General features: G+C 60.5%; 24 protein-coding genes. 13 read left to right on the forward strand and 11 right to left on the reverse strand.

The window, feature by feature from the left end; genetic code table 11:
* Window positions 1-35: 35 nt before the first annotated feature.
* The 3 genes from ACQY1P_RS17980 to ACQY1P_RS17990 are packed head-to-tail and all read left to right on the forward strand — an operon-like array spanning window position 36 to window position 2,913.
* The gene (locus tag ACQY1P_RS17980; RefSeq protein WP_162238002.1) at window positions 36-1,409 is read left to right on the forward strand and encodes a PAS domain-containing sensor histidine kinase; all 1,374 of its coding nucleotides are present in this window, start codon (window positions 36-38) and stop codon (window positions 1,407-1,409) included.
* Window positions 1,409-1,780, forward strand: a complete 372-nt coding sequence (locus tag ACQY1P_RS17985) for a response regulator (RefSeq protein WP_062455024.1) — start codon at window positions 1,409-1,411, stop codon at window positions 1,778-1,780. The genes ACQY1P_RS17980 and ACQY1P_RS17985 overlap by 1 nt, the downstream gene beginning before the upstream one ends.
* Before the next feature lie 41 nt (window positions 1,781-1,821).
* The gene (locus ACQY1P_RS17990) at window positions 1,822-2,913 is read left to right on the forward strand and encodes an HWE histidine kinase domain-containing protein (RefSeq protein WP_430254746.1); all 1,092 of its coding nucleotides are present in this window, start codon (window positions 1,822-1,824) and stop codon (window positions 2,911-2,913) included.
* Between the two features lie 64 nt (window positions 2,914-2,977).
* Here ACQY1P_RS17990 and ACQY1P_RS17995 read toward each other — a convergent pair whose 3' ends face one another.
* Window positions 2,978-3,394 carry a nuclear transport factor 2 family protein gene (locus ACQY1P_RS17995; RefSeq protein ID WP_430254748.1) on the reverse strand — a complete coding sequence of 139 codons (417 nt, stop codon included), beginning with the start codon at window positions 3,392-3,394 and terminating at the stop codon, window positions 2,978-2,980.
* Window positions 3,395-3,483: 89 nt separating this feature from the next.
* Here ACQY1P_RS17995 and ACQY1P_RS18000 point away from each other — a divergent pair, with 89 nt between their 5' ends.
* Window positions 3,484-3,861, forward strand: a complete 378-nt coding sequence (locus ACQY1P_RS18000; RefSeq protein ID WP_430254750.1) for a GFA family protein — start codon at window positions 3,484-3,486, stop codon at window positions 3,859-3,861.
* 27 nt (window positions 3,862-3,888) lie between these two features.
* Here the strand turns inward: ACQY1P_RS18000 and ACQY1P_RS18005 are convergent, their stop codons facing one another.
* Window positions 3,889-4,686 carry an alpha/beta hydrolase gene (locus tag ACQY1P_RS18005; RefSeq protein ID WP_430254752.1) on the reverse strand — a complete coding sequence of 266 codons (798 nt, stop codon included), beginning with the start codon at window positions 4,684-4,686 and terminating at the stop codon, window positions 3,889-3,891.
* Window positions 4,687-4,950: 264 nt separating this feature from the next.
* Window positions 4,951-5,127: a hypothetical protein gene (locus ACQY1P_RS18010; RefSeq protein WP_165699875.1), complete on the reverse strand. Its 177-nt coding sequence runs from the start codon at window positions 5,125-5,127 to the stop codon at window positions 4,951-4,953.
* A 322-nt stretch (window positions 5,128-5,449) separates the two neighbouring features.
* On the opposite strand from ACQY1P_RS18010, the gene ACQY1P_RS18015 reads away from it, so the two are divergent.
* Together ACQY1P_RS18015 and ACQY1P_RS18020 are read left to right on the forward strand one after the other, a co-directional pair.
* A complete protein-coding gene (locus ACQY1P_RS18015; protein ID WP_430242549.1) occupies window positions 5,450-6,085 on the forward strand; it encodes a hypothetical protein in 636 nt (211 codons plus the stop codon).
* 131 nt (window positions 6,086-6,216) lie between these two features.
* Window positions 6,217-6,720, forward strand: a complete 504-nt coding sequence (locus ACQY1P_RS18020; RefSeq protein WP_180215467.1) for a CopD family protein — start codon at window positions 6,217-6,219, stop codon at window positions 6,718-6,720.
* Here ACQY1P_RS18020 and ACQY1P_RS18025 read toward each other — a convergent pair.
* Window positions 6,698-7,198, reverse strand: a complete 501-nt coding sequence (locus tag ACQY1P_RS18025; RefSeq protein WP_062460587.1) for a DUF2231 domain-containing protein — start codon at window positions 7,196-7,198, stop codon at window positions 6,698-6,700. The genes ACQY1P_RS18020 and ACQY1P_RS18025 overlap by 23 nt on opposite strands.
* 60 nt (window positions 7,199-7,258) lie before the next feature.
* Here ACQY1P_RS18025 and coxB point away from each other — a divergent pair, with 60 nt between their 5' ends.
* The 3 genes from coxB to ACQY1P_RS18040 are packed head-to-tail and all read left to right on the forward strand — an operon-like array spanning window position 7,259 to window position 10,776.
* Entirely contained in the window at window positions 7,259-7,927 is a 669-nt protein-coding gene (gene coxB / locus ACQY1P_RS18030; protein WP_430256728.1) for a cytochrome c oxidase subunit II, read from the forward strand.
* Entirely contained in the window at window positions 7,924-10,431 is a 2,508-nt protein-coding gene (gene ctaD, locus ACQY1P_RS18035; protein WP_430254754.1) for a cytochrome c oxidase subunit I, read from the forward strand. Before coxB ends, ctaD begins: the two co-directional genes overlap by 4 nt.
* On the forward strand, window positions 10,432-10,776 hold the full coding sequence (locus ACQY1P_RS18040) for a hypothetical protein (protein WP_209901708.1): 345 nt from the start codon (window positions 10,432-10,434) through the stop codon (window positions 10,774-10,776).
* A gap of 22 nt (window positions 10,777-10,798) precedes the next feature.
* Here the strand turns inward: ACQY1P_RS18040 and ACQY1P_RS18045 are convergent, their stop codons facing one another.
* Complete coding sequence (locus ACQY1P_RS18045; protein WP_062460596.1) at window positions 10,799-11,308, reverse strand: sigma-70 family RNA polymerase sigma factor; 510 nt, start codon at window positions 11,306-11,308, stop codon at window positions 10,799-10,801.
* 199 nt (window positions 11,309-11,507) lie between these two features.
* Between ACQY1P_RS18045 and ACQY1P_RS18050 the strand changes: the two genes are divergently transcribed.
* Entirely contained in the window at window positions 11,508-11,942 is a 435-nt protein-coding gene (locus ACQY1P_RS18050) for a pyridoxamine 5'-phosphate oxidase family protein (protein WP_174196260.1), read from the forward strand.
* A gap of 95 nt (window positions 11,943-12,037) precedes the next feature.
* On the opposite strand, the gene msrA is transcribed toward ACQY1P_RS18050, so the two are convergent.
* Window positions 12,038-12,541, reverse strand: coding sequence for a peptide-methionine (S)-S-oxide reductase MsrA (msrA, locus tag ACQY1P_RS18055; protein ID WP_174196259.1), 504 nt, complete (start codon window positions 12,539-12,541; stop codon window positions 12,038-12,040).
* A gap of 160 nt (window positions 12,542-12,701) precedes the next feature.
* Between msrA and ACQY1P_RS18060 the strand changes: the two genes are divergently transcribed.
* Both ACQY1P_RS18060 and ACQY1P_RS18065 read left to right on the forward strand, forming a co-directional pair.
* Window positions 12,702-13,145 (forward strand): hypothetical protein, encoded by a 444-nt coding sequence (locus ACQY1P_RS18060; RefSeq protein WP_430254757.1) that lies wholly within the window; start codon window positions 12,702-12,704, stop codon window positions 13,143-13,145.
* A gap of 31 nt (window positions 13,146-13,176) precedes the next feature.
* Window positions 13,177-13,554 (forward strand): PH domain-containing protein, encoded by a 378-nt coding sequence (locus ACQY1P_RS18065; protein ID WP_430254759.1) that lies wholly within the window; start codon window positions 13,177-13,179, stop codon window positions 13,552-13,554.
* 121 nt (window positions 13,555-13,675) lie between these two features.
* On the opposite strand, the gene ACQY1P_RS18070 is transcribed toward ACQY1P_RS18065, so the two are convergent.
* The 5 genes from ACQY1P_RS18070 to bdcA form a co-directional block, all read right to left on the reverse strand.
* On the reverse strand, window positions 13,676-14,839 hold the full coding sequence (locus ACQY1P_RS18070) for a zinc-dependent alcohol dehydrogenase (RefSeq protein ID WP_062460610.1): 1,164 nt from the start codon (window positions 14,837-14,839) through the stop codon (window positions 13,676-13,678).
* A gap of 55 nt (window positions 14,840-14,894) precedes the next feature.
* Complete coding sequence (locus ACQY1P_RS18075) at window positions 14,895-15,851, reverse strand: SDR family oxidoreductase (RefSeq protein ID WP_113165546.1); 957 nt, start codon at window positions 15,849-15,851, stop codon at window positions 14,895-14,897.
* Window positions 15,852-16,055: 204 nt separating this feature from the next.
* Window positions 16,056-16,427: a hypothetical protein gene (locus tag ACQY1P_RS18080; RefSeq protein WP_092659955.1), complete on the reverse strand. Its 372-nt coding sequence runs from the start codon at window positions 16,425-16,427 to the stop codon at window positions 16,056-16,058.
* Between the two features lie 9 nt (window positions 16,428-16,436).
* The gene (locus tag ACQY1P_RS18085; RefSeq protein WP_062460619.1) at window positions 16,437-17,237 is read right to left on the reverse strand and encodes an alpha/beta hydrolase; all 801 of its coding nucleotides are present in this window, start codon (window positions 17,235-17,237) and stop codon (window positions 16,437-16,439) included.
* A gap of 165 nt (window positions 17,238-17,402) precedes the next feature.
* Window positions 17,403-18,116, reverse strand: a complete 714-nt coding sequence (gene bdcA / locus ACQY1P_RS18090; RefSeq protein WP_062460623.1) for an SDR family oxidoreductase — start codon at window positions 18,114-18,116, stop codon at window positions 17,403-17,405.
* A gap of 74 nt (window positions 18,117-18,190) precedes the next feature.
* On the opposite strand from bdcA, the gene ACQY1P_RS18095 reads away from it, so the two are divergent.
* A complete protein-coding gene (locus ACQY1P_RS18095) occupies window positions 18,191-18,781 on the forward strand; it encodes a TetR/AcrR family transcriptional regulator (protein WP_062460626.1) in 591 nt (196 codons plus the stop codon).
* The last annotated feature ends 70 nt before the right edge of the window (window positions 18,782-18,851 follow it).

Raw genomic sequence — 18,851 nt, forward strand, 5'->3', positions numbered from 1 at the left:
AATCCTCAGATATAGGCCCGAAGGATCGCTGGGCCGTGGAGTTGCGGACTCTGGTGAACGTCATGCTCGGGTCGCTGCAACCGATGCTGATCGTGTGGGGCCCTTCACAGACGACGCTCTACAACGACGGCTACGCCGAAATGTGCGGCAAGCGGCATCCGGCCGCATTCGGAAAACCCTTCGGCGAACTGTGGCACGACATCTGGGATCAGGTGGAGCCGATCATTTCTGCAGCCTATGCCGGACAAGGTACGTCGATGGACGATATCGAGTTCGTCATGCATCGCAACGGCGTTCCAGAAGAGACACATTTCGCCTTTTCCTACACGCCGGTCCGAGACCCCTGGGGAACGGTGCTGGGAATGTTCTGCGCCTGCACCGAGCAGACATCGACCGTGGCGGCACGAAACGCCGAACGGACCCTGCGAGAGCGCTTCGAGCAAGTCTTCGAACTCAGCCCCGGCGGTATCGCCATGCTGACCGGACCCAATCACGTCTTTGAATACGCCAACGAAGTCTACTACTCGATGATCGGCAGCGGCCGCGACATCATCGGCAAGACGGTCGCCGAGGCCGTGTCGGAAGTGGTCCGCCAGGGTTACATCGACATCCTCGACAGAGTTTACCAGACGGGCGAACCCTTCGTTGCGAAAAACCTTCGGATCGAATTGAACAGAGGAACCGCCGGCGAAAAGCAGGACCGGGTCATCGATCTCGCCTATCAGCCCATGGTGGAGGATGACGGCAAGGTCATCGGCATTCTCGTTCAGGCAATCGATGTCACGGAGCTTCGAGCGGAGGAGGAAAAACAGGCACAGCTGTCGCATGAACTGGGGCACCGCCTGAAAAACCAGCTTGCAATGGTGCAGGCGATCGCATCGCAGACGCTTAGAAATTCGACAGACCTCGCCAGCGCCAGGGTCCGCCTATCGGACCGGATCGCCGTCCTTAGCGCCGCCCACGATACCATTCTGCTAGGCGGTATGGGCGCCTCGACTGTCACGCAGCTCGTCGACAAGATGACGTCCCTTCACGACGACCCTGCAAATCCCCGCATCACCGTTACAGGCACGAATATCAAGGTCGGCTCGCGCCCTTCCCTCTCTCTCTCGTTGATCCTTCACGAGCTGGCGACGAATGCGGTCAAATACGGAGCCCTTTCGCTTCCGGACGGGCGGGTCAATATCCAGTGGAAGATCGCCGGCCCGAAATCGGATCGCTTCGAACTCATCTGGACCGAGACAGGCGGACCGCCGGTGCAACAACCCGAAGGCCCCGGTTCCGGTTTGCGTCTGATCAATGCCGGGCTCAACGGGACCGCAGACAGTACCGTCGCCTTCACATTCCAGCCTTCAGGTCTCACCTTCCGGATTGACGCAGACCTCCAGGGTTTCCAGCAGGAACATTGATGAAACATCATCCCATCCTCGTGGTCGAAGACGACGGCCTGATCCGCATGGATCTGGCGGACGTCCTCAGCGACAGCGGCTTCGATGTGGTCGAAGCCGCCAATGCCGATCAGGCGCTTGCGCTTCTGGAGGCCGGCATTCCGGTCAAGGCGATGCTGACGGATATCGACATGCCGGGATCGATGAACGGCATCAAACTCGCAAACCTGACGGCTTCGCGGTGGCCGGAATGCAGAATCATCGTCATCTCTGGACGTTTCTCGCCCGATCAGGGTAGTTTACCGCAGGGAGCACGCTTCCTGTCGAAACCGATCTCGGAACGCCAGCTCAGCGTCGCGCTCTTCGAATTGGGATTATCTTCAACGATCTGAATGAGGTACATCGAGATCGCCCACCGCGAAAGAACCACGAGATGACAAGACCTCTGTCCAATATTGGCAACGGCCGGATGGCGAGGCTGACGGCTGAATACGACTGGTCGCCAACATCGCTGGGACCGATTTCGTCATGGTCCGAAGCGCTGACCTCTGTCATCGAAATGATGCTGGGCCAAAAGCATGCGATCTGCGTGTTCTGGGGGGAGCAACTCAACATCCTCTATAACGATGCCTACGCACCGCTTCTGGGCGCAAAGGAAGCCGGCGCCCTCGGTCAGCCTGCCAAACAGGTCTGGTCGGAAATCTGGCCGGATATCGAGCCTTTCGTCAACCAGGCGCTGTCGGGAGATGGAACCTGGGCCGAGGAACTTCCTCTGACGATGCGGCGCAACGGATACGACGAAGAGACCTTCTGGACCTTTTCCTACAGCCCGCTCTACGAGAAGGGCGAGATCAAGGGCATGATCAACATCGCCCTCGACGCAACGCCGGGAGTGCTCGCCCGCAGGAACCAGCGCGCATTGCAGCGCGAGCTGGTACACCGCGTCAAGAATACGCTTGCGGTAACAGCCGCGGTCGTTTCCTCGACGCTGCGTCAGGCAAGCAGCCTCGACCAGGCAAGGGCCACCGTCTCGGACCGGATCGCCGCGCTTGGGAGCGCGCAGGAACTTCTGCACGATTCTGCCGACAACACCCCCGTCCGGGGGATCGTCGAGGCAGCCCTTGCAGCGCATCTCGATCGGTCCGATCGTGCGGTGATCTCCGGGCCGGACCTCTACGTGGCATCGCAGCAGGCGATCGGACTCTCGCTCGCGGTCTACGAACTTGCGACAAACGCCGTGAAATACGGCGCCTTATCCACAGAGACCGGGCGGATCGGAATTTCGTGGGAAGTGACTGCGGATGGGACGTTCCATTTGGTCTGGCAGGAAACCGGGGGCCCACCCGTAATGGCTCCGGCCAGGACGGGATTTGGATCACGGCTGACCAACAAGATCGTGCCCGCGTATTTTGAAGGCGAAGGCAAGACCCTCTACAACTTCGACGGCGTGCGGTTCGAGCTTCATGGCAAGATCCAGACCAGGCGCCTGAACAGCGCCCGGGAGAACGCTGCCGCCCTGGTCTGACGGGGCTTCGGCAGACGGGATTTGGCAGACGGGATTTGGCAGCGATGACGATCTCGACATAAAGTCAGGCGGGCTCAACGTCGCTCGGCGTTGCATCAACCGCACGGGTATCGACTTTGGCGACAAGCTCGCGAGGATCGAAATAGGCCCGGAACGACTTGATCTTTTCGCCATCGCTTTCGAGAACGCTGACGCCTGAATAGGCCACGGACTGCCCCTCGACAACCGCGTCACTGCGCCATTCGAGTATCGCGACGCCATCGTTTTCGACGACGTTGATGAATTCGGACTCGATCGTTGAAAACGCGGCGCGATAGGCCGTCCAGAACGTCTGTGCGGCTCCCGACTCGGCTGAATCATGGATCGACAACGGGTTGGACAGGACAGCATCGTCGCGGAACAGGCGGGCGATGGCATCGACGTCGCTGGACTTTTCCAGACGATGAAGGGCAGCGATGAAATTGTCGGTCAGTTGGGTCATATCGGTTCCTTTTTAAATCTTGCAATTTGAACCAGCACCGGACGATGATGTTCCGGACAAAGACGAAGCGCATTCTGGAGGAGGTCGTCATGACGGTCGTGCGAAAGGGTGGATGCCTCTGCGGCAAGGTGACATTCAGTGTGGCGGGCGAACCCACGCGGGTTGGGCTCTGTCACTGTACCGACTGCCGTCAGGAGAGCGGATCGGCTTTCACCTATTTCGGCATCTGGCCTGCTCATGCTTTCTTGAGTGAAGGAACGACGGCCGAACATGGGGGACGGCGCTTCTGTCCGTCGTGCGGTTCACGGCTTTTCGTCTGCGACGAGCACGAGGCCGAGGTCAAGCTCGGAAGCCTGCACGACGCGCCTTCGGGTATCGTGCCGACCTACGAACTCTGGATCAAACGACGGGAGCCATGGCTTGCCGCGCTGCCGGACGCGGAGCAGTTTGACGAGGACCGACCTTAGCACCCGAACGGTGCCCCGTGCTTGTTGCTAGCGATCAAACCGGTCGCGCAGAAAAAGCACGGCTTGCCTCGCCTCTTCGGACGAGATCGTGTGCCCGACCTGGGGATAGAGTTTCAAAGTAACGTCGTAACCCGCGCCCCGCAGCTGGCCGGCGGCGGCAACGGATGCCACGGACGGGATCGTCTGATCCGCCTCGCCATGCATCAGAAGAACCGGTATCTTCGAGGCCGAGGCCTTGGGCGGCAGCGGCAACAGGCCGGCGATACTGACGACTGCGCCGACCTTCCAGCGCCCGGAGGACACGGCATCCAGCGCCATGATTGCACCCTGAGACACGCCGACAAAGGCGACACTTTCCAGATCACTTTTGAAACCTTCGCGTTCGACGATGCCGGCCATCAGCTTGTCGAAAGCCTTTCTGGCACCTTCGATACGATCCGGCCGCAGCACCTGATCGTCGACCGCAAACCACTGACGACCGCCGGATCGATGCGCAAACGGCGCATCCGGCGCGACGAACCGCGTGTCCATCAGGCTTGACTGCCAGGAATTGCCGATGGCCGCCATGACCGAACCGGAGCCTCTGATGCCGTGCAGGAAAATCACCAGACGACGCGGTTTCGTTTGAGAGGTTTTGATGGCAACTTCTCCTTTCGCCTGATCGACAAGAGGGACGCCCGCCTCGATCGGCCCTGCAACCGGTTTTGGCGCGCGCAGGTCAGCGCGCGCTCCCGAGGCATCCAGGGCATGAGCCGGGCTGGACAGAAGCATCATCAAGAAGATGGATGCAGATTTGAACGGGACGGCGAAGTTCAGGCGCGGCATGGGTATTCCTGATTGATCCCACCCGAAACCACAGCCATTCCAAATCGTTCCGGAAACCCGCGGCAACGATTGCCCCTCGGCGATTACACTTTCGTGTGCAGTCCGGCGGCGGTTCGGCCAGAGCCGGTGCGAACCGCGTCCCGCATCGCCTGAGGTGGCGTCAAAACAAGACGGGCAGCGATGGAGGGGGAAGATACCCAACCCCTAAAACGACAAAACCCGCCGTGGTGAACGACGGGTCTGATCAATAGTGTGGTAGCCCGCTTACTTCTTGGCGGAGCCGCCGCGGGGCGACGCCTTGCGGCCCTGGCTGTGCGCGCCGGTCGTCTTGGCATCATAGCCTTGGCCGTGATTTGTGCCACCGAGATGACCACCGCCGCTGGTATTCGCAATCTGTCGCTCAGCCTTCTTGAGAAGCAGCGCCGCATCGGTCTTTTTCATGATTGTCTTTCGGTATGTTTAGAATGAAAAAAGGCCGGGCAAAATTGCACCGACCTTCCTCATCGTCGCTTCATTCACCGGTGCCAGTACATCCGTGGTCAAAGGTAGGAAGCGAAAGCGGCAGTTGCGAACATCGAATAGCCCGACGCTCATCAGCAATGCCGATGCGCAGACCATGTCATGAGAATGTGTTCCTAACAAGTTGAAGGCACTGCTCGTCTGGCAGGACCTCAGATGAGTCATTTCGCACCAGGCATTCATCCGGCGTGCTACAGCCGAAATCGGCATTGACGCTAGAGGCCCCGCGGACCATCTATCCCTGATGCCAAAACAAAAGACGAATGAGGCGCCGGAACTGTTCAAACAGTGGCCCCTGCCTCCCAAGGCAACGCTCGGCTCGGCGGTCCGCGCCAAGGGGATCCTGCTGGAGATCCGCGCGCGCCTGCCTATGGCGTCGCGCAAGTTGCTGGATCTCGATGGAGGCAGCCTTGTGCTTGCGATGCCCGAGACGTCGAAGACCGAATTCCGTTTTGTGTCGGGCGTTGTCAGCCAAGCGCTCGTCGGCATCGAAAGCCTCGCCGTGATACCGCGCGAAATCCAGGATATCCTAACGATCTCCCCGACCGAGCGACTTCGTTGGCTCACCGATGGCCGCTTGCCCAGCGCCGGAACTCGCACCGTGCGGCTGGCGGGACGCGCGAAGAAGATCACCTTCCATGTCTTCGATCCCCGCCTCGTCGAAGAACTCCTCGACGGTGGCACGGTCGACGAGTGGCGTGAGGACGACAAGGCGATGGCGGCGGAAAACAGACGGCGGGCCGCGCTCAAGACGAAGCTGACCCGATCGCTGAAGACCGCCGCCAAACGCCAATCGACGGCTGGAAAAACGGCTGATGACAACGAGGGCGCGGGCCTGTCGGGCTGGGAAGAATTCGGGCGCGACGGGTTGCTCGGATAGTCCCACAGCCTTCGATCTCCCCGCGCACGGACGGCCGCTACGAGGTCCTCACAGATTCGTGTCCTGGAAAGACGGGTACACGGCTCCATTTACGCACGCTTGCACCACATCCGTCATGCATTGGGCCGGTATTGATCATCGCATTCCTGAAATTCGTTCACATCACCACGATTGCCATCTGGGCAGCCGGGTTGATCAGCCTGCCGGGCCTTTACGTGCAACGTGCCCATGTGAAGGATAAGGATGCGCTTTACCGTCTTCAGATGATCGTACGCTACGCCTATGTGGCGATCATTTCGCCCGCGGCTTTCGTGGCGGTGGCCAGCGGCACGGCTCTGATTTTTGGACAGCAGACGTTTGCTGGCTGGTTTTCGATCAAGCTGCTGTTCGTTGGCCTGCTTGCCATCTTGCATGTCCTGACCGGCCTGATCATCATCCGGCTTTTCAAGGAGGGAGAGACGTATCCCGTCTGGCGCTTTGTTGCGGCAACCATCGTCACCACCGCGGTCGTCGGAGCAATCGTTTTCGTCGCACTCGCCAAACCGTTTATCGGACTGGAATTGCCCGGCGAATTCATGCGCCCGGGCGGCCTGCGCACGCTTGCCGAGCGCATCAGTCCTTGGCCGATACCATGAGGCCGACACCATGATCGAAAATCAGCTTGCCGCCATGCCATCCAGCCATGCCCGTCATGATGCAGGTGAGCAGAGACACAAGAATTCCATGCGGCAACACGTCGCCGGCGCCAGTGACCCGCAGACCCCAGTTGAGACCGGCGCAGGCGATGAGCGTCACCGCGGCGATCGCATGTGCCCAGCTGGCGACGCGGCCGCGAATGCCCGGCACCGACAAAAGCTCGATCGTGCCGACAGCACCGGCTGCGAGACCGAAGAAAAAGACGCCACCGGAACTCCAGAGACCGGCCCGCAGCCAGAACGGATCGGCGGACCACCAGAACAGCGCATCGACCGCAAGCGTTATGAAGGCAAGGGCGATCGGGAAGTGCACGCTCATCGCATGCAGCGGGTGCCCGGCGACGGCAATTGCCGAGCTGGCATCCTTGTCCCTGACATCGGCCACGACCGGGTTCGTCGTTTCGGTATCGTCTTTCATTACGTCCCTCCGTTCGCAGGGCAAATCCATCAGGTCCGCACTTGGTTCCGCGTCCTCGCGCTGGCCTCTGTTTCTGCAGCGCTCAGCAGTTGCACCGGCGACCTCTCCGCGCTCGACCCCGCCGGACCATCCGCGGGTTCGATTGCCCAGCTGTGGTGGGTGATGCTGTGGGGGTCTGTCGTCCTCTTTACCCTCGTCGTCGGGCTCTTTGCCGCCACCCTGTTTCGCCCGCGCTTTGGACGCGGCCTCTCCCAGAGCGGCTGGATTGTATGGGGCGGCCTCGTTCTTCCCCTGCCCGTCCTCACCGCACTGACCTTCTACGCGTTTTCTCAAGGCGAATTTCTGTTGAGCGGCGGCAGCGCGAAGACAGAGGATGTGCTGGAGGTCAGGGCTGTCGGCAGCATGTGGCAATGGCAGTTCTCCTACCCGTCCCTGCCGGGCAGCCGGACCGCAACAGGCCTCCTGCATATTCCGGCGGGCCGAACTATCGAAATCATCGCCGAAAGCGAGGACGTCATTCACAGTTTCTGGGTTCCCCGCCTCGGCGGCAAGATCGATGCCGTTCCCGGCCATGCCAACCGGCTGCGCATACGCGCCGACCAGCCCGGACGATATGGCGGCGTCTGCTCGGAATATTGCGGCACCGGACACGCCGGCATGCGCTTCGAGGTACAGGCGCACACGGCTGACGATTTCGAAAAGGCAATCATTGGGGAAGTCACCCGATGAACGAACCCACGTCACCCGGCCACAATCCGATCGAGCTGCATCGCGCGCTGGACCGCTTATGGGCTGGAAAGCCCGGCTGGGGTCGTCTCGCTGCCGTCAACCACAATGTGGTTGGCGTCCGTTTCATGCTGACCGCTCTCGTGTTCTTTGCGATCGGCGGCATCCTGGCAATGTTGATCCGCACCCAGCTTGCCTCCGCCAACAGCGTGTTCATGGACGCCGAGACCTACGGTCAGGTGTTCACGATGCATGGCACCATCATGATGTTCCTGTTCGCGATCCCCTTCTTCGAGGGCATGGCGATCTACCTCTTGCCGAAACTGCTCGGCACCCGCGACCTCGCGTTTCCCCGTCTCGGGGCCTACGGCTACTGGTGCTACCTGTTCGGCGGCACGATCCTGATCGCAGCGCTCATCGGCGGCGTCGCGCCGTCGAGCGGCTGGTTCATGTACACGCCGCTGTCCTCCTCGGTCTATGCGCCCGGCATCAACTCCGACGTCTGGCTGCTCGGCATCACCTTCGTGGAAATCTCCGCTCTTTCCGCCGCGGTCGAGATCATCGTGTCGATCGTAAAAATTCGGGCCGCCGGCATGTCGCTCGACCGGATGCCGATCTTCGCATGGTACATGCTCGTGGTCGCAACCATGATGCTGGTCGGGTTTCCGCCACTGATCCTCGGCTCTATCCTGCTCGAGGTGGAACGCGCCTTCGACCTGCCGTTCTTCGATCCCACCCGCGGCGGCGATCCGCTTCTGTGGCAGCACCTTTTCTGGCTGTTCGGTCACCCGGAAGTCTACATCATCTTTCTGCCCGCAGCAGGCGCGATCTCGACCATTCTACCCGTACTCTCGGGCACGCCACTTGCGGGTTACCGGGTGATTGTCGCCGCCATCGTGTCGATGGCGTTCCTGTCCTTCGGCCTCTGGGTGCATCACATGTACACGGTCGGCATACCGCATGTGGCGCTCTCCTTCTTCTCGGCGGCAAGCGCGCTGGTCGCGGTGCCGACGGCGATCCAGATCTTTGCCTGGCTCGCCACGATGGCGCATGGACGCCCGCGCTTTTCCATTCCGATGCTGCATATCTTCGGGTTTTTCTTCGTCTTCGTCATCGGCGGCCTGACGGGTGTCATGCTGGCCATGGTGCCGTTCGACTGGCAGGCCCACGACACCCATTTCGTGGTTGCCCACCTGCACTACGTTCTCGTCGGCGGTTTCATCTTCCCGATGCTGGCCATGGCCTACTACTGGCTGCCGCATCTGACCGGAAAACAGCCCGTTCAGCACCTGTCGAATGCGGCGTTCTGGATGATCTTCATCGGGTTCAACGTCACCTTCTTCTTCATGCACCTGACCGGTCTGCTCGGCATGCCGCGGCGTGTCTTCGAATATCCGACCGAGTTCGGATGGGAGACCCTGAATTTCATCTCGTCGATGGGAAGCTTCATCATGGCGATGGGGTTCGCGCTGGTGGCGCTCGACTTCATCCTTCTGTTCAAGTTCGGTCGGCCGTTCAGACGAAATCCCTGGAAGGCCGGCACGCTGGAATGGGCGATGCCGACACCGCCGCCATCCTACAACTTCGCTTCCCTTCCGAGGATCGACAAACGCGCAGACCTGCTCGATCCGGATACGCTCGGCCCCTACCTAGCCGCTGGACGCGGTTATCTCGGCATGCCGCGCAACGATCGCATGGAAGTGCTGGGCGTGGATCCGGTAACGGGAGAGCCGGACCAGGTGGTGATGCTTCCGCGCCAGACATACCTGCCTCTCTGGACCGCGATCGCCACAGGCGCATTCTTCCTGATGATGCTGTTCAAGATCTATTGGGCGATACCGTTCGCGCTGATCGCTGTCATCGTATGTTTCTGGCTCTGGACGCGCCGCGATCCGCTGCCCGTGGAAAATGATCTCGTTCCGATCGGGCATGGGTTAAGCGTGCCGGTTCACCTCCATGCGAGCACGCCGCCATCCTATCTGGCGATGGTTCTCACGCTTGTCGCCGATGCGACGCTCTACATATCCCTGTTGTTCGGCTGCCTTTTCCTGTGGGTTTCCGCCCCCAACTGGCCGCCGGCCGGCTTTGTCGTCGACGTGAAGCTGTTGGCGCTCGCCGTCGGCGGGGTGATCATGAGCTGTGTTGGAGGTCGCCTGGCCGCAGGTCGCAACGGGGCAGTGACGGTGGGCAGCGCGCTGGCGATGCTCGGACACTTGATCTCGACCGGGCTGTTCCTCGCCATCGCATTGCTGGTCCTCCCCGCGCCGTCAGGCCATGCCGCGATCGCCTCCGTGTTCGTGATCTTCAACTATGCAGCCCTGCACGGGACGATCGGCGCGGTGTTTGCAGCCCACGCTCTGTGGACGAGCCTTGGAAACAGGAAGGCTATTCTCTCCATCGATCTCAGGATTGGCAGGCTCTGGCATGACTATACGGCAGCAGCAGGCATCAGTGCCGCGGCATTCTATCTGGCGCTGCAAAGCCTGATCGGCGAGGGAGGCCTCTAGATGCGCCACCCGCTTCTGCTTGCTATCTCGGCGTTCGTGGTCTGGAGTGGTGCATTCCTGACGATCTACGCGGTTCAGGCGACCGGCTGCAGCCTGGACTGGCAGAGTGGCAACCTTGGAGCCTGGACATCGCCGCTCCGGCTGCTGTTGATATCGATGATGATCGCAAGCGTCATGGCGGTTGTCGTAATTCTGCTGCGCCAGCTACGGTCGAGCCGGACGTCACCCGTTTCCGAGACGTCCAGCTTCATGAACCGTGTGGCGATCTACGTCTCGATAGCGGCCCTGTTCTCGACCGCCTTCTGCTTCACCGGCGTCGTCTGGCTGACACTGTGTTCAGCCTGACGATATTCGGTCACGGTGGCGCTCAGATCGACGCCACTGTGGAGACAGTCTCGCCCATCTGGGCTGCGAGGAAATGCCTGGCACGGCTGATCCGGCTCTTCACCGTACCGACGGCGACATTGCATTTATCGGCTGCAACGTCATAGGACTGACCGTCCTCGATCACCAGCTTGTAGGCATCCCGGTACGTCTCCGGCATCGCCATCAATGCCCGGTCGAACTCGCTCTTGCGGATGGCCCACTCCTGGGGCGAAGACGCTGCAGGCATGAGGTGCTCGAGATTTTCGGTTCCGATGCTCATGCGCTTTGCCCGCTGAAAGGCGGTATGATGGGTGTTGCGCATGATGGTGAACAACCATGATTTGAGGTTGGTCCCGGTGGCGAACGAAGGCAGCGCCGCGAGGCCCCGGAGCAAGGTTTCCTGGACAAGGTCGTCAGCATCGGTCGCGTTTCGATGGAAGCGCATCGCAAAGCGCCTCAGCGCTGGAATAAGTGCTACGACTTCGTGGTGCAATCTGAGATCGGCATCCATTCTCGTCTCCTCCTACTAGAGGTAACTCAAGTCGCAGTTGCGCTCATCGTTCCGTTCGATGACGCCCAATCCGGGAAGGGTACGTTAACGTACGTAGGTAGGTGACCGGATGCCGGTCTATGGCGCCCGAGACTGGCGCACCGGAACCAACGAGAGAACCGCCAGTTCCTACTCCATTCGAGCAACACCTGGAGCAACCATGTCCGAACTTACGCTGCACGACCTGTCGAAGAAGATGGCAAAGCTGGACTTTGCCATGCTGACCACCACGACATCATCCGGCAACCTCACTTCGCGGCCGATGAGCAACAACGGCGACGTCGAGTACGACGGCGACAGCTATTTCTTCGCCTACGAGCAGTCGAGAAAGATTGCGGAAATCCGCGCCGACAGCGCAGTCGGCCTTACCTATACGGGCGCAGTCGGCATGCTGGGTGGTTCGCCGCTCTTTGTCGGCGTTGAAGGCTCGGCAACGCTCATCACCGACAAAGCGACATTCAAGGATCACTGGACCAAGGACCTCAACCGGTATTTCCCGGAAGGGATCGACACTCCCGGTGTCGTGATGATCCGCGTGACGGCTAAGACGATCCGCTATTGGGACGGCAGCGACGAAGGCCAGATCTCGCTGTAAGCTGATCTGTCCTTACGTGGGATGGCATTACGACTTGGGCCCGGTGTTTCCACCGGGCCCAAGTGCGTTTCGGGATAATGTTATCGGGCGACCCGTTACGCTGCACGCTTCGGCAGCCGCCAGTTGGGCCGCGGGAAGTGGCAGGTATAGCCATTGGGGATTCGCACCAGATAATCCTGATGCTCAGGCTCTGCCTCCCAGAATTCTGCCTCAGGCACGACTTCCGTCACGACCTTGCCCGGCCAGATACCGGACGCATTCACATCGGCGATCGTGTCAGCGGCAACATTCTTCTGTTCGTCACTGGTGAAGAAGATCGCGGAGCGATAGCTCGAGCCGACGTCGTTACCCTGCCGATTGCGGGTGCTTGGATCGTGGATCTGGAAGAAGAACTCCAGCAGGTCGCGGTAGGTCGTCTTGGTCGGATCGAAATTGATCTCGATCGCCTCCGCGTGACCCTCGTGATTGCGATAGGTCGCGTTTGCAACACTTCCGCCCGTATAGCCCACGCGTGTGGATTGGACACCGGGAAGCTTGCGGATCAGATCCTGCATTCCCCAAAAGCAGCCGCCTGCTAAAACTGCGCGTTCGGTTGTCATGATGTATCTCCTGTTCGTCCGTCTCGCCAATATATGGTGTCGCCTTCCGCATTTAACCAGACGGCTCGAACGACTGATCGCAGCACTTGTCGGTAAACGAGCAGAGCAGTGGAACTGTGCAACCCGCCGGCAGTTCGGGAACCTTGCAGGAGAAAACGCAATGTCTGATATCGACGACATCCACGGTGACAAATTCTCGGACACCTCGATCAGCGAGACAAGGGTTGGGCAATCGGTCGAAAGCGAGGCCCAGATCAGAGACGCGTCGGTGACGACCACGCCCGGCGAAACGCTCAACATCTACAGGCTCGAACCGACCGCCCGTAGCGACGATCCGCGGTGGCAGAATGCTCCCATGCAGGGCGCAGTCACGGTTGCCGCAAGGACTGCCGGCGATGCAAGGATTGTCGCGACCAGCCAGGAAGTTGACTTCCAGCAAGTTGACTCAGCGCCTGCCGAAGGCGTCAGCACCGACTTCGCCAGCGCGTTCCGGGACGAAAAGCTCTACACCGTCATTGAAATTGCGCGTGGCCGAACCGATCTCTCTCGCGGCGTCATCGACGCCGGTGGAGTGATCGAGATGATCAAGCCGCTTCAGGACTGAGACCCAAAACCTTTGCCGGGAGATTGCAATCATGGGCCTTTTTGACGGATTTCTGGGCCATGGATCGACAGTCGACCCGGCAGACCTGAACAAGCGTCTCGATGGCGTGCTGATCGAGGGAGAACAGCCGCAACTCGCCTTCAAACTCATCCGCGATTTCTTCGTCTTCACCCAGTATCGCATCATTATGGTCGACATCCAGGGGATGACGGGAAGTAAGGTCGACTACATGTCGATTCCCTACCGGTCGATCACCCGGTTTTCGGTCGAGACTGCGGGAACGTTCGATCTGGATTCGGAGCTGAAAATCTGGGTATCGGGTAGCGACAGCCCGATTGCGAAAACGCTGAAAAAGGGCACCGATGTGCGCGGCATACAGCGCGCGCTCGCGACCGGCATCTTCCGTTAAAATCAAGGTATCAAAACGACAATGCGGCTGAATGCACGGTACGCGCCCGGTGCTTCGCCGCATCCTCTTCATGCTTACAAGAGAATGGCCTGCGGCAGATGCCGCAGGCCATTCGATCTGATTAGCCGTTCGGGCGTATCACGACCTTGACGCAGCCGTCCTGCTTGTCGCGGAACGTCTTGTAGGCCTCCGGACCTTCCTCAAGTCCGATGCGGTGCGTGATCAGGAATGACGGATCGATCTTGCCATCCTGGATCAGCTTCATCAGCGGCTCGAGATAACGCTGAACGTGGGTCTGACCGGTCTTGAGGGTCAGGCCCTTGCCCATGAAGGCGCCCAGCGACGTCGGAACGGCCGGACCGACAAACACGCCGGGAAGAGAGACCGTACCACCGGGCCGGCAGGCGAGGATGGCCTGGTTGAGCGCGTAGGGACGCTCGGTTGCCGACAGTTTGGTCTGAAGCGTTTCCATCACGCCACCGGCGCCATGGCTCTCAAGACCCACCGCCTCGATGACCGCATCCGGCCCAAGACCGTTCGTCATGTCGAGAATGCGCTGCTGCAGATCCTCATCCGCATAGTCAAGCGTCTCGGCACCGGACTGTTGCGCAAGCGCTAAGCGCTCCGGCACGGTGTCGATCGCAATCACGCGCTCTGCACCGAGCAAGAACGCCGACTTGATCGCAAACAGGCCGACCGGACCACATCCGAACACGGCAACCGTCTGGCCCTGCTTGATGTCGCAGTTTTCGGCCGCCATGTAGCCTGTCGGGAAGATGTCGGAGAGGAACAGGACCTGTTCATCGGTCAATCCATCCGGCACCACGATCGGCCCGACATCGGCGTAGGGAATGCGCAGGTACTGGGCCTGGCCGCCCGGGATCTGGCCGTACATTTCCGAGAAGCCGAACAGGCCGGCCGTCGGATAGCCGATCTGCTTGGCCTGCATCGCGCCGTTGGGGTTGGATCGTTCGCAAAGCGAGAACTGACCCCATTTGCACTGACGGCACTCGCCGCAGGAAATCGTGAACGGCACGACCACGCGGTCGCCGACCTTGAGCTTCGAGTTTCCGCGGCCGACTTCGACCACCTCACCCATCGTTTCATGGCCCATCACGTCGCCTGCGTGCATGCCGGGAACGAAACCACCATAAAGGTGAAGATCCGAGCCGCAGATGGCGCAGCTCGTGACCTTGATGATCGCATCGCGGTCATGCTGAATGATTGGATCGTCTACTTCTTCGCAGCGGATATCACCGCTGCCGTGCCATGTAAGAGCTTTCACGTTCTAACCTCCGGTCGTGTTGCATTCGCGTTGGTGTTCATGCGCATGTTCATGTTCAAGGTTGCCCGCTGCCACCGGCAGCACCGTAGATCTGTCCCGTCGAGAAGCTTGCGCCGTTGTCGGCAAGCTGGACGTAGATCGACGCAAGCTCGGCAGGCTGACCCGGTCGGCCGAGCGGCGTATCGCCACCGAACTCGACCAGCTTTTCCATCGTCGCACCGCCCGACACCTGCAGCGGCGTCCAGACCGGGCCCGGCGCAACGCCGTTGACGCGGATGCCTTTCGGGCCGAGCTGCTTGGCCATCGACTTCGTGAAGCTCATGCCGGCCGCCTTGGTGATGGCATAGTCGACCAGGTTCTCGGACGGATCGTAGGCCTGTTCGGACGTCGTCTGGATGATCGACGATCCCGGCTGCAGATGCTTGAGCGCCGCCTTGGTCAGCCAGAACATCGCGTAGATGTTCGTCTTCATCGTCGCGTCGAAGGCTTCGGTGGTGATATCCGACAGCGACTGGGCCTGCTGCTGACGGCCCGCATTGTTGACCAAAATGTCGAGACCACCCAGAGCCTTTGCGGCATCTTCGACAAGCTTCACGCAGAATGCCTCGTCGCGCAGATCGCCGGGAAGCGCGATGCCCTTGCGACCTTCCTTTTCGATCAGGGCGATGACTTCTTTGGCATCCGGCTCTTCATCGGGAAGATAGTTGATCGCGACATCGGCACCCTCGCGGGCATAGGCGATGGCAGCCGCACGGCCCATCCCGGAATCGCCGCCGGTGATCAGAGCCTTGCGACCGGCCAGCCGGCCCGAGCCCTTATACGAGGTCTCGCCGTGATCCGGCTTCGGCGTCATCTTGCCGGCCAAACCTGGGAATGGCTGGGTCTGCTTCTGAAACGGAGGCTGCGGGTACTTGGTCGTCGGGTCTTCCATAATGGATGCCTTTACAGTCGTATCTTGAGAAAATGCCGGCAACGCCGAAGCGGCGAGCGCCGCTGTGGTGGACGCAAGCATGTGTCGGCGCGAAAGAATGAGCGGTGGGAATGTCGGCACGATAATGTTCCTGGATTATAACCCAAGAACTAAGGTGGACGGGGAGTGTTCCCACATTCGCCTGTCTATCTTCACGGGAGGCTTCGTTCAGCCACCAGACCAGGCGTAATCCATGCAAAGAATGCACCGGCCGCAGCTCTGCCGCCGGTGCAATATGTCAGTGGTTCAGCGGATACGGCTGAGAAGCTGTCCGGCGATCAGCGGAACGGCAGCCGTCCCCACAGGTCCAAGCCGCAACCGTTGTGCAAGCCGACCAAGAACGAAGGTTGCGGTGGCGGTTCCGATCAGCTTCACCCACGAATTTTCTGGGGTCTGGGAGGACGGCGATGCACGCCGGGTCTGGCCCTCGCCTTCGATCTCGGCAATCCGGTTGCGCAGATAGACGACTTCCCGACGCAGCCGCTCCATTTCGGCTTCGCTGCCGGACATGGCCCCGGCCGATGCGCCGCGATCGCCATAGGCGACGTCGTCCAACTCGTCGAGATGTTCATTTAGAAGAGCGGTGCTTTCGAACCCGCGTGCTTTGATATTGGTCATGGTTGTCCCTCAGATCGCGCTTGGAGCATAGATACGGTTGTCGACGTCGAACCGGTTCTGCTGAAGCCAGCCGTCGATATAGGCGGCGACCTCTTCCCAGCCGGGTTCGCCGCAGATGTAATGGCCACGGTTGGGGAACTCGCGGAAGTCGGTCACGCTGCCGGTATTCTCGTAGGCCTTGAAATTCTTCTCGTTGAGATCGGCGGGAATGATCTCATCCTTCTCGCCGGCAACCAGAAGCAAAGGTTCATGCGGACGGCTGAGATCGATCTTGCCGGACGAACCCATGCAGTCGCGCAGAACGTTGCGGCTGTCGTGGGTCGCCGTCTTCTCGAACTCGACAGCCGCCTGCTCTTCCGACAGCGTGTTGGCGAAGGAGCCATGGAACGTCTTTGCGTCCATGTAGACCGGCTCGTCGCCCTTCAGCGGATTGGTGATGATGGCGCTGTTCTTGATGAAGCCCCAGTCGAAATCGAGCATGGCATTCGGCGCAACCGACGAGATCGCCACTGCACCCGAGACGTGGCCATCCGCGAGCAGCTTCTGCGCGATGAGACCTCCGACAGAGTGACCGATGACGACAGGCTTATCGAGGCCTGCGACCGCCGATTTGATGGATGCATAGATGGCATCGAGGCTCAGCTCACCGAGCCCGGCTGGCGGGTTGTCGCGCAATGCCTTCGGATCGCCATCGTGGAGAGGCCATGCCGGGGCGCTGCAGTCGTAGCCTTTGTCGCTGAAGTAGCGAACCCAGTTGTCCCAGCTTTTGGGATTTTGAAACATGCCATGCACGAAAACGATCTGCGTCATCGATAATCCTCTCTTTTCTGAGAGAGAGGAACCGAAAACCCGCGCCGTTGTTCCCACGCGCTGAAAGACTTGGGCAAGCAGATCGCAGATTGCTGAGTCGAGAGCTGTAAGGCCAGTCGTGCGACTGGCCTTATGCGATGTCGCCCCGGATGGGGTATGCCGGGATTACGCTCCGAACGCACCGTCGATCGTGTGCATTGCCCCGGTCACGAACCCCGCCTCCGGGCCGGCGAGCCAGGCGACCATTCCAGCAACCTCTTCCGGACGACCGTGGCGCTTGATCGCCATGAAGCTGTGCATCAGGTCTTTCATCGGTCCGTTTTCCGGATTGGCATCCGTATCGATCGGCCCCGGCTGAACGACGTTGATGGTGATGCCGCGTGGCCCGAAATCGCGCGCCAGCCCGCGGGCCAGTCCCTGCAGGGCAGACTTGCTCACCGCATAGGAGGCCATGCCCGGAATGGGCATCCGGTCACCATTGACGGAACCGATGACGATGATCCGCCCGCCGTCCGGCATCTGACGCGCCGCTTCGACCGAGGCGTGATAGGGCGCATGGATATTGATCTGGAAAAGCCGGTCGATCGCGTCCGGATCCTGTTCAAGCGCATCGCCGAAGACAGCAATTCCGGCATTGACCACCAGCACGTCCAGCGGGCCGCTTTCTCGCACCCGGGCAATCACGGCATCGCGGCTGGAGCTGTCGGTCTGAACAGCCGTAGTCTTGGTCTCTGCCGCCAGCTCATCCGCCGCCGCGCGAGAGCCGGCATAGGTGAAGGTCACGTTGGCACCGTCGTTTGCAAACCGCCGCACGATGGCGGCGCCGATACCCCGGCTACCGCCGAGAACCAGAACGGATTTTCCCTGAAAAGTCGTCATCTGAGATCCTTGAGAAATACAGTAATGACTGCTACATAAATCATCAGGGTTCATCGTCAAGGTATTTTGTAATAATGACTACAGATATTCCGCGTACCCGCGGTCGCCCACGTCGTTTTGATGCCGACCAAGGTGTGGAGATCGCCCAAAAGCTGTTCCATGCGCGCGGCTATGATGCCGTGGGGGTTGCCGATGTCACGCAGGCACTCGGCATCAACCCGCCCAGCTTCTATGCCGCATTCGGCAACAAGGCCGGCTTGTACGCGCGCGTTCTTGAACGCTACTCGCTAACGGCGGCGATTCCGCTTGCTGATATCCTGAGGCCCGACCGCCCGGTTGCCGAATGCCTTGCGGCCGTGCTGGAAGACGCCTGCCGGCGCTATGCGTCCGACCCGGCTACCGCTGGCTGTCTCGTTCTGGAGGGAACCCATTGCGATGATCCGGAGGCACGCGCGGCGACCCGTGCATTGCAGGCAGCAGCGGAGGATGTGATCCGCGGCTTTATCGCAGCGCGGCATCCGGAAAAGGCGGAAAGCGTGACCGATTTCGTCTCGACCACAATGACCGGCCTCTCCGCCAAGGCCCGCAGCGGATTGGAACTGGACCGCCTCATGGCCATTGCCCGCCTTGCCGGACGGATCCTGACGCAAGAGCTTGCGGATTGATCATCGCCGCTGCGGTCGGGCCTGCAGCGACGGAACGCGATTGCTGCGCACCCATCGGGTGGCACGCAGC

Origin of the sequence: Neorhizobium sp. DAR64872/K0K18, from assembly GCF_050500175.1 — a bacterium.
GTDB lineage: Bacteria > Pseudomonadota > Alphaproteobacteria > Rhizobiales > Rhizobiaceae > Neorhizobium > Neorhizobium soli.